Consider the following 13,157-nt stretch of genomic DNA (forward strand, 5'->3'; position numbering starts at 1 on the left):
TTCAACCCCGCGAGGAAGATGACCATCGGGGCGCCGAACGTCCACACCGCGAGCAGCACGAACATCGGCATCGTCTTGGACGGGTCACCCACCCACCCCCCGGCCGGCAGCCCGAACAGCTGCTGGATCCGGTCCACGATGCCGTCATCGATGAACATCGCCTTCCACACGATCGCGATCGACACCGAAGCACCGATCAGGCTCGGGGCGTAGAAGATCGACCGGTACGCGCCCTGACCCCGGTGCTTCATGTTCAGCACCATCGCGACCAACAACGCCGCCGCGAGCTTGATCGGCGTGCCGACCAGCACATAGATCGCCGTCACCTTCGCCGACGTCCAAAAACGCGGGTCCTCGAACAACTTCACGAAGTTGTCGATCCCGACCCACGACGGCGGCCGGAACAAGTCATAGTCCGTGAACGCCAGATACAACGACGCCACCATCGGGAACGCCGTCAACACCACGAACCCCACCAACCACGGCGACAAGAACGCGAACCCCGCACCCGCCTCACGGCGGCGGGATCGGGCGCTTCGCGGGTTGCTGGCACGGGTGGGTGCGGCGGAGGGGGCCGCCGGAGCCGTCTCACCGGTCACTGTCACGTGGTCCGTCTTTCTGGGTCGTCGTCGACACAGCGTCTGCTGACACGTCATGGTCGAGCATGGTGCAACGTTGCGATCTAACGTTGGATCACGATGAACTACCGCGGCACCTCCCGTCAAGGGGTGGCGCGCCGTTTTCGTCGGACCCGGTCCGGGACCGACGGCGAGGAGGACGAGTGGGCGACGACGGCACGACGAGCACGGGGAGCCCGGCCGCCACGACGAAGCCGCCGGGGGTCAAGGAGGTCGCGGCGGCCGCCGGGGTGTCGTGGAAGACGGTCTCGAACGTCGTGAACGGCACGGGCCGGGTCGGCGCGGCGACCCGCGGACGGGTCGAACGGGTCATCGCCGACCTCGGCTACAGGCCCAACCTCGCCGGCCGTCAGCTGCGCCAGGGACGCACCGGGATCCTCGCGCTGGCGGTGCCGCAGATCGACTCGCCCTACTTCTCGACCCTCGCTCACGAGACGATCGAGGTGGCGGCGGCGCGGGGCTACCGGGTGCTGATCGACGAGACGCGCGGGGTCCCGGAGGCGGAGCGCCTCGTGGCGCGCGGCTTCGACGTGCGTCTCATCGACGGCATCGTGTTCAGCCCGCTCGACCTCAGCCTCGACGACGTCGACGAGCTGCGCGGCAGCACGCCGATGGTGCTGCTCGGCGAGCGGCCCTGGCACCCCGGCGGGGCGCTGACCACGGACCATGTGAGCATCGACAACGTCGCCGCCGCGCGGGAGGCCACGCGCCACCTGCTCGGTACCGGGCGTCGTCGGCTCGCCTTCCTGGGCGCGGAACCCGAGGTGCCGGAGCGGTCCGGAGCCCCCCGCCAGCGCGGGTTCGTCGAGGAGCTGCGCGCGGCCGGGCTCGAGGTGCGGCCTCCCTGGCTGCTCCCGGTGGCGGACTACAGCCGGCGGTCCGGAGCCCGCGCCGTCGAGGAGGTGCTGCCCCGTGCGGGCGAGATCGACGGCCTCGTGTGCGGCAACGACCTGCTCGCGCTCGGGGCGATGCACGCGCTTCGCACGAACGGCGTCCGGGTGCCGGAGGACGTCGGCGTGGTGGGCTGGGACAACACCGAGGACGGCCGCTACGCGAACCCGGGCCTCACGACGATCGCGCCGGACGTGCGAGGGGTCGCTGAGGCCGCCGTCGGCCGCCTGGTGGCGCAGGTGGAGCGTACCGGAGGAGCGCCCGAGGACGTCGTCGTGCCCCATCGGTTGCTCGTCCGCGAGAGCTCCCGTCGACAGGGCTGACGGCGCCACGTCGACGAGTCCTGGTGGTACAACGTTGCGTTTCTCGGATCACGGAGGTTGAATCAGCCCGGACCATCGACCACGCCGACCGCGACGGAGCAGCCGCCATGGCAGACCACCTCACTCACCTCGACCCGCCCTCCGCCCAGGTCGGCGCCGACGTCCCTCGCCCGGAGTACCCGCGCCCGCAGGTGGTGCGCGAGCGCTGGCTGAACCTCAACGGCACGTGGCAGTTCGAGCTGGACCGCGGCGACTCGGGACTGGAACGCGGTCTGCGCGACCGCGAGCTCGCCGGCACCATCACCGTGCCGTTCGCGCCCGAGTCGGAGCTGTCCGGGATCGGGGACAGCGACTTCCTCGAGGCGGTCTGGTACCGCCGCGAGGTGACCGTCCCGGCCGAGTGGGCCGCCGTCGCCGGCGACGACACGCACGTGCTGCTGCACTTCGGCGCCGTCGACCACGACACCACCGTGTGGGTGGACGGCACCGAGGTGGTGCGTCACCGCGGCGGGTTCTCGCCCTTCACGGCCGACCTGCACGGCGTGGCGGCGCCCGGCGACACCGTGACGGTCGTCGTGCGGGCCCGCGACCCGCGCGAGGCCCGGCAGGCCCGCGGCAAGCAGGCCACCTGGTACGCGAACACGCACTGCCAGTACACGCGCACCACCGGCATCTGGCAGACGGTGTGGCTGGAGCCCGTGCCGGCCGCGCACCTGCGCCGGCCGCGCGTCACGCCGCACGTGGCGAGCAGCGCGTTCGACGTCGTGCTGCCGCTCACCGCGAACCGCCCCGGCCACACCGTCACCGCGACGCTCACCGACGCCGACGGCGTCGTGGCGTCCGAGACCGCGCGCGCCGACGTCGACCTCGCGCCCGCGCTGCGCGTCGTCGTCCCCGAGGGTCGCGTGCGACTGTGGGGCCCGGGGGACCCGCACCTGTACGGCCTGCGCGTGGAGCTGCGCGACGGCGACGGCGCGCTCGTCGACGCCGTGGACTCCTACGCGGGCCTGCGGTCCGTCGCGATCGACGGCCAGGCGGTGCGGATCAACGGCCGCGCCGTCTTCCAGCGGCTGGTGCTCGACCAGGGCTACTGGCCCGAGTCGCTGATGACGGCGCCGTCGGACGCCGCGCTCGTGCGCGACATCGAGCTCGGTCTGCAGGCCGGCTTCAACGGCGCGCGGCTGCACCAGAAGGTCTTCGAGGAGCGGTTCCTGTTCCACGCGGACCGCCTCGGCTACCTCGTGTGGGGCGAGTTCGGCGACTGGGGCGTGAGCGGGCAGGGCACCGTCGGCCACAACCAGCAGCCCACCGCGTCGTTCACCACCCAGTGGCTCGAGGTGCTGGAGCGGGACCACTCGCACCCGTCGATCATCGGCTGGTGCCCGCTCAACGAGACGCACCAGGACCTGCACGACCGGATGACCGTGCTCGACGACGTCACCCGCGGCATGTTCCTCGCGACCAAGCTCGCCGACCCGTCGCGCCCGGTGATCGACGCCAGCGGCTACGCGCACCGCGTGCTCGAGACCGACGTGTGGGACTCGCACAGCTACGAGCAGGACCCGGCGGCGTTCGCCGTCCAGATGGCGGGGCTCGCCGACGGAGCCCCGTACGAGAACCGGCGCGACGACAACGCCGTCATGTCGCTGCCGTACCGCGGCCAGCCGTACTTCGTGTCCGAGTACGGCGGCATCTGGTGGAACCCGGAGGCGGCGGCCGCCGCGGCGGGGAACGACGCCGCCGAGTCGTGGGGCTACGGCCAGCGCGTCGCGGACGAGGAGGATTTCCACGCCCGGTTCCGCGGCCTGACCGAGGTGCTGCTCGGCGACCCGCTGATGTTCGGCTACTGCTACACCCAGCTCACCGACGTGTTCCAGGAGCAGAACGGCGTGTACCGCTTCGACCGCTCCGAGAAGCTCGACGTCGCCCGCGTCCGCGAGGTGCAGCAGCAGGTCGCCGCCGTCGAGGAGGCGGACCGCGCCGCGGTCTGACGCACGGGCGGACCTCCGGCGGCGGCCGGGCCTCCGTGTCCCAGGCCGCCGTCGGCTGCAGCCCGCGGTCCGCGCGCTCGGCGTTGAGCAGCTCCTCGACGAGCGCGCGCTTGCCGCTGCGGGCACGTCTCCCAGAGGTCGTCGGCGAAGACGTGCAGGGTGTGGGTGCGCGCGCCGTCGCGCTCCCGCACGGAGACGCCGTGGTTCCTCGGGCCGTGCACGGTCCGCCGGTAGGCGAGGGGTGCGACGTCGTCGCCCACGGCGCCCGGCTTCGACCCGTTCGGGCTGCGCGGGCGGCGAGGTCGAGGATCGGCTTCGGCCCCGACCTAGCCCAGCGCCGACAGCCCGAAGGCGGTCGCGAAGCCGAGCACGGTGACGAGCCCGGTGACGGGGCCGCCGAACTCGGTGGCCTCGGGGATCATCGTGTCGACCAGCATGGTCAGCAGGGCGCCGGCGGCGAAGGCCTGCACGACGGCGATGGTCACCGGGTCCGCGGTGCCCAGCACGGCGTACCCCACCCCGGCCGCGAGGGCGGACACGAGGGTGGTGCCGCCCCACAGCAGCGCCAGCCGCCCGATGGAGGTGCCCGCCTGCCGCAGCCCCACGGTCGCGGACATCGCCTCGGGCAGGTTGGAGATGAACACGGCGGCGAGCACCGCGACGCTCACCCCGCCACCCCCGACCAGGGTCGAGCCCAGCACCACGGACTCGGGGATGCCGTCGAGCACGGTGCCCAGCGCGATCGCGCCGCCCGACCCCTTGGACTGCACGCCCGTGGACCGCTTGCGGTCCTGGCCGCCGCGCCGGTCGATGAGCAGGTCGCCGACGAAGAACGTCAGCGCCCCGGCGGCCAGCCCCGCGAGCAGCACCCAGCCGCTCGCCGCGCGGGAGGCGTCCTCGACCAGGTCGTACGCGACCGCGCTGATGAGCACCCCCGCGCCGAACGCCATGACGAGGCCCGTGAGCCGCCGGCTCGGCGTCCGCCACAGGACGAGGGCCGCACCGATCAGCAGCGACGAGCTGCCCAGCAGACCCCACCAGAACCCGGTCATGCGGACAGTGGACCAGGTGGCGCGGCCGGCCGCCCGTCGAGGGCCGCCCGGCCGGGCCCGCGGGTGCGTCATCACTGCGGTGCTGCGAGCATCGCGGGATGGACCTGCAGGAGCTCGTGCGACCGGAGCCCACGTCGATACCTCGCCGGATCGGGAGGGTCACGCTCGGCGTGGCGCTCGCCGGGGCCGGGATCACGCACCTCACGGTCGCCCGCGAGGAGTTCCGTGCCCAGGTCCCCGCCTGGTTCCCGGTCGACGAGGACGTCACCGTTCTCGCGTCCGGGGTCGTGGAGATCGTGCTGGGCGGGTCGCTCGTCGCGCTCTCCCGGTGGAAGGTCGCGGTCGGGCTGGTCGTCGCGGCGTTCTTCGTCGTGATCTTCCCCGGGAACGTCGGCCAGTGGCTCGAACGGAAGGACGGGTTCGGCCTCGACACCGACGCCAAGCGGTTCGTCCGACTGTTCTTCCAGCCGGCTCTCGTCGCGCTCGCGCTGTGGTCGACGGGGGCGTTCGCCGCCCTACGCCGCGCCGCCCGCCGCTGACCGGCGGCCCGTGACCACCGGGCACGTGGCGAGGTGGTCGTCCACGAGCCCGCAGGCCTGCATGGCCGCGTACGCCGTCGTCGGGCCGAAGAAGCGGAACCCCTCCTTCTTCAGCGCCTTGGCGAGGGCCACCGACTCGGGAGTGCTGGCCGGCACGGTGTCCCAGGCGCCCAGCCGGCGCTCGCGGGGCGGGGGAGCGAACGACCAGAACAGCTCGTCGAGCGTGCGGCCGGCGTCGTGCAGGGCGAGCACGGCGCGCGCGTTGCCGATCGTGGCCTCGATCTTCTGCCGGTTGCGGATGATCCGGGCGTCGCCGAGGAGCCGCTCGACGTCGTCCTCGCCGAGGGCGGCGACGCGCTCGGGCTGGAAGTCGAGGAACACCTCCCGGAACGCGGGGCGCTTGCGCAGCACGGTGATCCACGACAGGCCGGACTGGAACCCCTCCAGCGCGATGCGCTCCAGCAGCGCGGCCTCGCCGTGCACGGGCACGGCCCACTCCGTGTCGTGGTACGCCTCGTAGAGCGGGTCGCCGTCGCCGAAGCAGCGGGCGGTGACTGGCGGGGCGTCGGGCTCCGGGCCGGTGGTCGTCGTCATACCCCCAGCCTGCCCGGTGCTCCCGACACCCGACCGCAGTCGTCCACAGGCCCGCGCGGTCCGCTCAGCCCTTGACCGACCCGGACATCAGCCCGCCCATGAAGTACCGGCCCAGCAGCACGTACACGAGCAGCGTGGGCAGCGACGCGAACAGCGCGCCCGCCATGGAGACGCCGTAGTCCTGCAGCAGCGCGCCGTTCGCCAGGTTGTTCAGCGCGAGGGTGACCGGCCCGTTCTGGCTGGAGGAGAAGAACACGGCGAACAGGAAGTCGTTCCACGCCGAGGTGAACTGCCAGATGAGCACGACGACGAAGCTCGGCACGGAGATCGGCAGCACGATCCAGGCGTACGTGCGCAGCATCCCCGCGCCGTCGACGCGCGCCGCCTCGATGAGCTCCTGCGGCACCGTCATGTAGTAGTTGCGGAAGATCAGCGTCGTGATGGGGATGCCGTAGACGACGTGCAGCAGGATCAGCGAGGGGACGCCGCTCGGCACGCCCAGCCCGAGCACGAGCTGGTTCAGCGGGATCATCACCGCCTGGTACGGGATGAACATGCCGAACAGGATCAGCGTGAACACGAGGTCCGCCCCGGGGAAGCGCCACCGCGACAGCACGAACCCGTTGAGCGACCCGAGGAACGCCGAGATCAGCGCGGCCGGCACCACCATCTGCACGGTGCGCGCGATGGCGGGCGAGAGGGTGGACCACGCCGTCTCCCAGTTGGCGGTGGTCCACGCCTGCGGCAGGTTCCACGCGCGGGTGGGGGCGGCGTCGCCGGGGCCCTTGAAGCTGGTCACGAGCAGCACGTACACCGGCACCAGCACCACGAGCACGAAGAGGAGCAGCACCAGGTAGCGCAGCGTGCGGCCCACGGTGAACCGGCCGCGGGGCGCGGCGCGGCGGCCGAGGTCGATGGGGCGCCCGGCCTCCTCGACGACGGCGGTCATCGCTTGTCCTGCCGATGCGTGTGGACCAGGTACGGCACGATGACGATCGCCACGATGACCAGCAGGATCGTGCCGACGGCGGCCGCGTTCGCGTAGTCGAAGGCCGACTTGAACACGTACATGTCCACGGCGGGCACCTTGGTCTGGTAGTTCGCCGGCTTGGAGATCGACATGATGAGGTCGAACGCCTTGAGCGACATGTGGCCGATGATGATGAGCGCGGACAGCGCGATCGGCGACAGCTGCGGGAACAGCACGTGCCGGTACAGCTTCCACTCGCTCGCGCCGTCCACCCGGGCGGCCTCGCGCAGCTCCACGGGGATGCCGCGGAAGCCGGCGAGGAACAGCGCCATCACGTAGCCGGAGAGCTGCCAGATCGCGGGGATCGCGATGGCGACGATGCCCACGGACACGTTGTTCCACCAGTTGTTCTGCAGCGCGTCCAGGCCGATCATCTGGAACAGCCGGTTGAGGCCGGACGCCTGCTCGTCCTGGTTGGAGTTGAGCAGCCACCGCCACACCACCCCGGACGCGATGAACGAGACCGCCATCGGGAACAGGTAGATCGACCGGAAGAACCCCTCGCCCCGCAGCGGCTTGTCGAGCAGCCAGGCCCACAGGAAGCCGATGACCATCGTGCCCACGAGGAACACCACGGTGTACAGCACGAGGTTGGTCAGCGAGTGCTGGAACTCCTCGCTGCCCAGCAGGTCGAGGTAGTTGCGCAGCCCGACGCCCGTCGTCGGCGCCTGGCCCGTCGCCTGCGCGGCCGTGTGGTTGTCGGTGGCCGACTGCCGGGCGTTCGCCACGATGAGGCCGTAGACGAACACCCCGACCAGGATCAGCGAGGGCAGGAGCAGGAGCAGGGGAGCGCCGGCGCGGCGGACCGCCCGGCGCACCCCCGCCCGCCTGCGCGTGGCGGTGGCCATCGGCGCCTCAGCCGGCGTTCGCGGCGGCCAGCTCCGACTGGAACGCCGCCAGGTCGGACGCCCCCGAGGTGAACTTGCTCGTGGCGTCCGTGATGGCCGTGAGCGTCGCCACCGGGACCGCCGCCCCGTGCGCCAGCGAGGACACGATCGTGTCGCTCTTGAACGCCTCGGCCGCGGACTGCTGGTACTCGCCGAAGGTCGACATGTCGACGTCCGTGCGGGCCGGGATGGAGCCCTTGGCCTTGTTGAACGCCTCCTGGCCCTCGGCCGACCCGACCGTCTCGAGCCACGCCTTGGCCCCGTCGGGGTGCGGGGCGCCCACGGGCAGCGTGAACGAGTCGGCGAGGAAGTCGAAGACGCCGTCCGTGCCCGGGACGGCGAAGGCCGAGTAGTCGGTGCCGAGCTCCTGCTCCTGCTCCTCGTACGACGCCTCCGCCCAGTCGCCCATGACGGTGAACGCGGCCTTGCCGTCGATGACGAGCTGCTGCGACTCCGGCCAGTCCAGGCCGTCACGGTCGGTGTTCGTGTAGCCCATGAGGGTCTCGAAGTCCTCCAGGGCCGCCGTGACCTCCGGACCCTTCCAGTCGGTCGACCCGTCCCACAGCCCGGAGTAGCCCTCCGCACCCAGGTCGGCCAGCAGCACCGTCTCGAGCAGCTGTACCTGCGTCCACGCCTGAGCGACGGCGAGGGGCGTGACGCCCGCCTTCTTGAGCGTCGCGAGGTCGTCCATCCACGCCGAGAGGTCGGGGTACGTGGCGTCCGGGTCGAGACCGGCGTCGGTGAGCACCTGCCGGTTGGACCACACCACGTTGGCGCGGTGGATGTTCGACGGGATCGAGTAGATCTGGCCGTCGTCCGCCGTGAGCCGGTCCATGAGGTCGGGCGGGAAGACGTCGGTGAGCCCGAACTCGTCGTAGAGGTCGGAGACGGGCTCGATCTGCGCGGCGTCGATGTAGTCCTGCAGCTCCGCGCCCGCGTGGGCCTGGAACGTGTCCGGCGGGTCCTGCGCCTGCAGGCGGGTCTGCAGCAGGTCCTTCGCCTGCGACCCTGCGCCGCCGGCCACGGCCCCGTTGACGAACGTCACGTCCGGGTGCTGCTCGTCGAACACCTTGACCAGCGCGTCCAGACCGGCCTTCTCCGACCCGGCCGCCCACCAGGTGAAGACCTCCACCTCGTCCGCGCCGCCGCTGCCGCTGCTCTCCGGTTCACCGCCGTTGCCGCCGCACGCGGCCAGCGCCAACGCCGCCACGGCCGCGACCGCGGCGACAGCCGACGTCCTGGGAGCTCCTCGCATCTGCCTCACCCCTACGCCCTCGGGCCGGTGGGGGTCGGTGTGCGCGCAGCGCGCGTCACCGGCCTGGCGCATCCTTGCGCCCCGGTCTCGCTCTCATCGCACGACCGGCGCGGTCACGGTGTCAAGGCGCCAGGGGAACCTTCGCCCGAATCGTGACCGGATGTCACCCAGGGTTCGGTCCGCGCCGGTCGTCGACGGGCTCGGCGTCGCGATCGGCTCCCTCCGTCGCACTCCCCGTCACCCAGCGGGGTGACGCTAGGCTCCCGGTCCGTGACCTCAGCGCTGACGATCCACACCGCGGGCGATTCGACGTCTCGCACGGCCGTGGTGCTCCACGGCCTGTCCGACGCGGGCGACAACTTCCCCGACCTGGTGGACCGCTGGCGGTCGGAGTGGCGCATCGTCGCACCGAGCATGCGCGGCCACGGCACCTCGCCGCGGTTTCGCGACGACGAGTTGGGCCGCACGGCCGACCTGATGCTCGCCGACGTGCTCGCCGTCCTCGACGATCAGCCGGAGCCGGTGGTGCTCCTCGGCCACTCGATGGGCGGGGCGCTCGCGCTGCGCGCGGCGGTCGCCCGCCCCACGGCGGTTCGAGCCCTGGTGCTCGAGGACCCACCGCGCGCCGACGGCGGCCCCAGCCCGGCCGAGCACGCTGCCGGGTTCCTCGCGTTCGTCGAGGACATGAGCGCGCGCGTCGCACGCGGCGAGCTCGAGGCGCTCGTCACCGAGAGCGGGTGGAACCGGCCAGAGGTCGAGGCGTGGGCGCTGTCCAAGCCACAGGTGCAGCGGGACTACCTGCGTGCAGGGTTGCACCTCGGCCGCGAGAGCTGGGCCGACCTCGTGCCCCGGTTGACGGTGCCGACCCTGCTGGTCCTGCCCGACCGGGACAGTGTCGGCCCGTCCCCCGCCGAGCCCGGACCGGAGAACCCCCTGCTGAGGACCGTCGTCGTCGCCGACGCCGGCCACTGCGTGCGTCGCGACCAGCCCGAGGCCTACTTCGAGGCGGTCGAGGGCTTCCTGGCCTCCGTGCTCGTCTGACCCCCCGCGGGCTCCGGCGCTCATCCCCGTGAGAGCACCAGGGCGGCGCTGTGCCCGCCGAAGCCGAAAGCGTCGACGAGGGCGTGGCGCGCCGTCGTCGTCCGGGGGGCGGTGACGACGTCGAGGTCGACCTCCGGGTCGGGGTCGTCGAGGTTGATGGTCGGGGGCACGACGCCGTCGCGCAGGGCCAGCAGCCCGACCAGCGCGCCCAGGGCGCCGGACGCGCCGAGCAGGTGTCCCGTGGACGCTTTCGTGGCGGTCACGGCGGGCGGGCTGCCGAGCGCGGCGCGCAGGGCCGCGGCCTCGTTGACGTCGCCCATCGGCGTGGACGTCGCGTGCGCGTGCACCAGCCCGACGTCGCCCGGTGCCAGGCCGGCGTCGTGCAGCGCGAGCGTGATGGTGCGGGCCTGGTTGGCCGGGTCGCCGCCGACGATGTCGAACGCGTCGGAGGTGAGGGACGTCCCGTCGACGGCGCCCAGGACCGTCGCGCCGCGGGCGCGGGCGTGCTCCTCGTCCTCGAGCACCACGAGCACGGCGCCCTCGCCCATGACGAAGCCGTCGCGGTGGACGTCGAACGGGCGCGAGGCGCGCAGCGGCTCGTCGTTGCGGGTCGACAGCGCGCGGACCCGGCCGAACCCGGTGAGCGACAGCGGCACGATGCTGGCTTCCGCCCCGCCGCACACCACGACGTCCGCGGCCCCCGAGCGGATCAGGTCGCGGCCCTGGACGATCGCCTCCACCCCCGCGGCGCACGCGCTCACGGGCGCGCGGGCGCCGGCCTTGGCTCCCAGCTCGAGGGACAGGTACGCCGCCGGACCGTTCGCCATCGCCATCGTGATGGTGTGCGGGGACACGCTGCGGTACCCGGCCGAGCCGAGGGTGTCCTGCATGGCGACGGTCGTCGCGATGCCGCCGTGCGCCGTGCCGACGGCCACGCCGAGCCGGGTGGGGTCCACGTCCGGCGACCCCGCCGACGACCAGGCCTCCCGGCCCGCGACGAGGGTCAGCTGCTCGACCCGGTCGCGCGCGCGGCGCTCGGGCACGCTCAGGCCGTCGGCGAAGGCGTCGTCCGCCCGCGCGGCGATGCGCACCGGCAGGGTGCCGGCCCAGTCGTCCGTGATCGCGCCGGCCCCGTTCGCGCCGGCCCGGAGGGCCGCCCACGTCTCCCTGACCGTGCCGCCGACGGGCGTGACCGCCCCCGCACCCGTGACCACCGCTCGTCGCACCCGCGTGCTCCTCGTCAGTCCGGTTGCCCCCTGCACCCGCACCGTGCGAGACCTTGTTGCGGGCCACTCTGCCCTGCCCTCCCGCGCGTCGCCCATGCAGGTCAGGCCTCGGCGCGGTTCCATGAGGTGGTGCCAACGACGGTCCACCCAGGATCCAGGAGGTCGCGATGAGCCAGACGATCGACGAGGCCGGCAGCGGGGCGGGCGGCACCGCCCCCGAACCGGGCCTCAAGCGGGTGATGGGGCGCAAGCTCCTGCTGCTCTTCATCGTCGGGGACATCCTCGGCACCGGGGTCTACGCCCTCACCGGGCAGGTCGCCGGCGAGGTCGGCGGCGCCGCCTGGGCGCCGTTCCTCATCGCGTTCGTGGTGGCGACGCTGACCGCGTTCTCCTACCTGGAGCTGGTCACCAAGTATCCGCAGGCCGCGGGCGCCGCGCTGTACACGCACAAGGCGTTCGGCATCCACTTCGTCACGTTCATCATCGCGTTCATGGTGATGTGCTCCGGCATCACGTCGGCGTCGACGGCCTCGAACGCGTTCGCGGGCTTCCTCAACGACGGCTTCGGCCTGGGCCTCGAGCCGGGTGGGGCGGGGCTGCTGCTGATCGCGCTGGGGTTCATGACCCTGGTGGCGCTGGTGAACTTCCGCGGCGTCGGCGAGAGCGTCAAGGCGAACGTCGTGCTCACGATCGTCGAGCTGTCCGGCCTGCTCATGGTGATCTTCGTCGGCATGTGGGGCATGACCCAGGGCCGGGCGGACTTCTCCCGCGTGGTGGTCTTCGAGAGCGCCGACGACAAGAGCGTCTTCCTGGCCGTGACGGCGGCGACGACGCTCGCCTTCTTCGCGATGGTGGGCTTCGAGGACTCCGTGAACATGGCCGAGGAGTGCCGCGACCCCGTGAAGGACTTCCCGCGCACCATGCTCACGGGCCTGTCGATCACGGGGCTCATCTACGTGCTGGTCGCGATCACGGCCGTCGCGCTGGTCCCGGTGGGCGACCTGGCCGACGACTCGAAGGGGTCCGCCCTCACCCAGGTGGTCGCGGCCGGGGCGCCAGGCCTGCCGTTCGACACGATCTTCCCGTTCATCGGCATGTTCGCCGTCGCGAACTCCGCGCTCATCAACATGCTCATGGCGTCGCGGCTGCTGTACGGCCTGGCCCACCAGGGCGTGCTGCCGCGCAGCTTCGGCAAGGTGCACCGCACCCGCAAGACGCCGTGGGTGTCGATCATCGTCACCACGCTCATCTCGTTCGGGCTCATCATCTACGTGGTCCGGGCCAGCGCCACCGAGGCCGGCTCGGACGCGATCAGCCTGCTGGGCGGGACGACGTCGCTGCTGCTGCTCACCGTGTTCGCGGTGGTGAACGTGGCGCTGCTGGTGCTGCGACGCAAGCCCGTGCAGCACGAGCACTTCCGCACCAAGACGTGGATCGCGGTGCTCGGCGCCGTGACCTGCGCCTTCCTCGCGGGTCCGTGGGCGCGCAGCGAGGAGCAGCAGGAGCAGTACGTCATCGCCGGCGGCCTGCTCGCCGTCGGGCTGGTGCTGTCGTTCATCACCTGGCTGTACAACCGCACGGTGAAGCACCAGCAGATCCACTTCGAGGACGTCGAAGACCTCGACGCCGACAAGCCGCAGGCGGGCTACCCCAAGCGCTGACGGCGGCGCCAGGCTGTCGAGCGTCTCTG

The 13,157-nt window shown here is 72.2% G+C and carries 12 protein-coding genes; 5 read left to right on the forward strand and 7 right to left on the reverse strand.

Annotated elements, in window-relative coordinates; translation table 11 throughout:
* Window positions 1-605 (reverse strand): carbohydrate ABC transporter permease (locus ACFCZN_RS17305; protein WP_430557564.1); only part of this gene is annotated, 605 nt, incomplete at its 3' end.
* A 176-nt stretch (window positions 606-781) separates the two neighbouring features.
* On the opposite strand from ACFCZN_RS17305, the gene ACFCZN_RS17310 reads away from it, so the two are divergent.
* Both ACFCZN_RS17310 and ACFCZN_RS17315 read left to right on the forward strand, forming a co-directional pair.
* Window positions 782-1,852 (forward strand): LacI family DNA-binding transcriptional regulator, encoded by a 1,071-nt coding sequence (locus ACFCZN_RS17310; RefSeq protein ID WP_430557565.1) that lies wholly within the window; start codon window positions 782-784, stop codon window positions 1,850-1,852.
* Window positions 1,853-1,959: 107 nt separating this feature from the next.
* The gene (locus tag ACFCZN_RS17315; RefSeq protein WP_430557566.1) at window positions 1,960-3,843 is read left to right on the forward strand and encodes a glycoside hydrolase family 2 protein; all 1,884 of its coding nucleotides are present in this window, start codon (window positions 1,960-1,962) and stop codon (window positions 3,841-3,843) included.
* Window positions 3,844-4,169: 326 nt separating this feature from the next.
* On the opposite strand, the gene ACFCZN_RS17320 is transcribed toward ACFCZN_RS17315, so the two are convergent.
* Window positions 4,170-4,895: a ZIP family metal transporter gene (locus ACFCZN_RS17320; RefSeq protein ID WP_430557567.1), complete on the reverse strand. Its 726-nt coding sequence runs from the start codon at window positions 4,893-4,895 to the stop codon at window positions 4,170-4,172.
* Between the two features lie 98 nt (window positions 4,896-4,993).
* On the opposite strand from ACFCZN_RS17320, the gene ACFCZN_RS17325 reads away from it, so the two are divergent.
* Window positions 4,994-5,434 (forward strand): DoxX family protein, encoded by a 441-nt coding sequence (locus ACFCZN_RS17325; RefSeq protein ID WP_429765212.1) that lies wholly within the window; start codon window positions 4,994-4,996, stop codon window positions 5,432-5,434.
* Here ACFCZN_RS17325 and ACFCZN_RS17330 read toward each other — a convergent pair.
* The 4 genes from ACFCZN_RS17330 to ACFCZN_RS17345 form a co-directional block, all read right to left on the reverse strand.
* Complete coding sequence (locus ACFCZN_RS17330; RefSeq protein ID WP_429765213.1) at window positions 5,411-6,028, reverse strand: DNA-3-methyladenine glycosylase I; 618 nt, start codon at window positions 6,026-6,028, stop codon at window positions 5,411-5,413. The two genes, ACFCZN_RS17325 and ACFCZN_RS17330, sit on opposite strands and share 24 nt — an antisense overlap.
* Window positions 6,029-6,092: 64 nt before the next feature.
* A complete protein-coding gene (locus ACFCZN_RS17335; RefSeq protein ID WP_430557568.1) occupies window positions 6,093-6,977 on the reverse strand; it encodes a carbohydrate ABC transporter permease in 885 nt (294 codons plus the stop codon).
* Window positions 6,974-7,906, reverse strand: coding sequence for a carbohydrate ABC transporter permease (locus ACFCZN_RS17340; protein WP_429765214.1), 933 nt, complete (start codon window positions 7,904-7,906; stop codon window positions 6,974-6,976). Before ACFCZN_RS17340 ends, ACFCZN_RS17335 begins: the two co-directional genes overlap by 4 nt.
* Window positions 7,907-7,913: 7 nt before the next feature.
* The gene (locus ACFCZN_RS17345; RefSeq protein WP_430557569.1) at window positions 7,914-9,200 is read right to left on the reverse strand and encodes an ABC transporter substrate-binding protein; all 1,287 of its coding nucleotides are present in this window, start codon (window positions 9,198-9,200) and stop codon (window positions 7,914-7,916) included.
* A gap of 270 nt (window positions 9,201-9,470) precedes the next feature.
* On the opposite strand from ACFCZN_RS17345, the gene ACFCZN_RS17350 reads away from it, so the two are divergent.
* Entirely contained in the window at window positions 9,471-10,241 is a 771-nt protein-coding gene (locus ACFCZN_RS17350) for an alpha/beta fold hydrolase (RefSeq protein WP_430557570.1), read from the forward strand.
* A gap of 20 nt (window positions 10,242-10,261) precedes the next feature.
* Here the strand turns inward: ACFCZN_RS17350 and ACFCZN_RS17355 are convergent, their stop codons facing one another.
* Window positions 10,262-11,467, reverse strand: coding sequence for a beta-ketoacyl-[acyl-carrier-protein] synthase family protein (locus tag ACFCZN_RS17355; RefSeq protein ID WP_429765219.1), 1,206 nt, complete (start codon window positions 11,465-11,467; stop codon window positions 10,262-10,264).
* A gap of 167 nt (window positions 11,468-11,634) precedes the next feature.
* Here ACFCZN_RS17355 and ACFCZN_RS17360 point away from each other — a divergent pair, with 167 nt between their 5' ends.
* The gene (locus tag ACFCZN_RS17360; protein WP_430557571.1) at window positions 11,635-13,128 is read left to right on the forward strand and encodes an APC family permease; all 1,494 of its coding nucleotides are present in this window, start codon (window positions 11,635-11,637) and stop codon (window positions 13,126-13,128) included.
* The last annotated feature ends 29 nt before the right edge of the window (window positions 13,129-13,157 follow it).

It is taken from the genome of Isoptericola sp. NPDC056134 (assembly GCF_042264825.1).
Lineage (GTDB): Bacteria > Actinomycetota > Actinomycetes > Actinomycetales > Cellulomonadaceae > Isoptericola > Isoptericola nanjingensis.

What these genes read in the sequence shown, in the direction of transcription:
- ACFCZN_RS17345 (WP_430557569.1), bottom strand. Translation starts at nt 9,200, where the DNA reads ATGCGAGGAGCTCCCAGGACGTCGGCTGTCGCCGCGGTCGCGGCCGTG.
- ACFCZN_RS17360 (WP_430557571.1), top strand. Translation starts at nt 11,635, where the DNA reads ATGAGCCAGACGATCGACGAGGCCGGCAGCGGGGCGGGCGGCACCGCC.
- ACFCZN_RS17335 (WP_430557568.1), bottom strand. Translation starts at nt 6,977, where the DNA reads ATGACCGCCGTCGTCGAGGAGGCCGGGCGCCCCATCGACCTCGGCCGC.
- ACFCZN_RS17315 (WP_430557566.1), top strand. Translation starts at nt 1,960, where the DNA reads ATGGCAGACCACCTCACTCACCTCGACCCGCCCTCCGCCCAGGTCGGC.
- ACFCZN_RS17340 (WP_429765214.1), bottom strand. Translation starts at nt 7,906, where the DNA reads ATGGCCACCGCCACGCGCAGGCGGGCGGGGGTGCGCCGGGCGGTCCGC.
- ACFCZN_RS17330 (WP_429765213.1), bottom strand. Translation starts at nt 6,028, where the DNA reads ATGACGACGACCACCGGCCCGGAGCCCGACGCCCCGCCAGTCACCGCC.
- ACFCZN_RS17325 (WP_429765212.1), top strand. Translation starts at nt 4,994, where the DNA reads ATGGACCTGCAGGAGCTCGTGCGACCGGAGCCCACGTCGATACCTCGC.
- ACFCZN_RS17320 (WP_430557567.1), bottom strand. Translation starts at nt 4,895, where the DNA reads ATGACCGGGTTCTGGTGGGGTCTGCTGGGCAGCTCGTCGCTGCTGATC.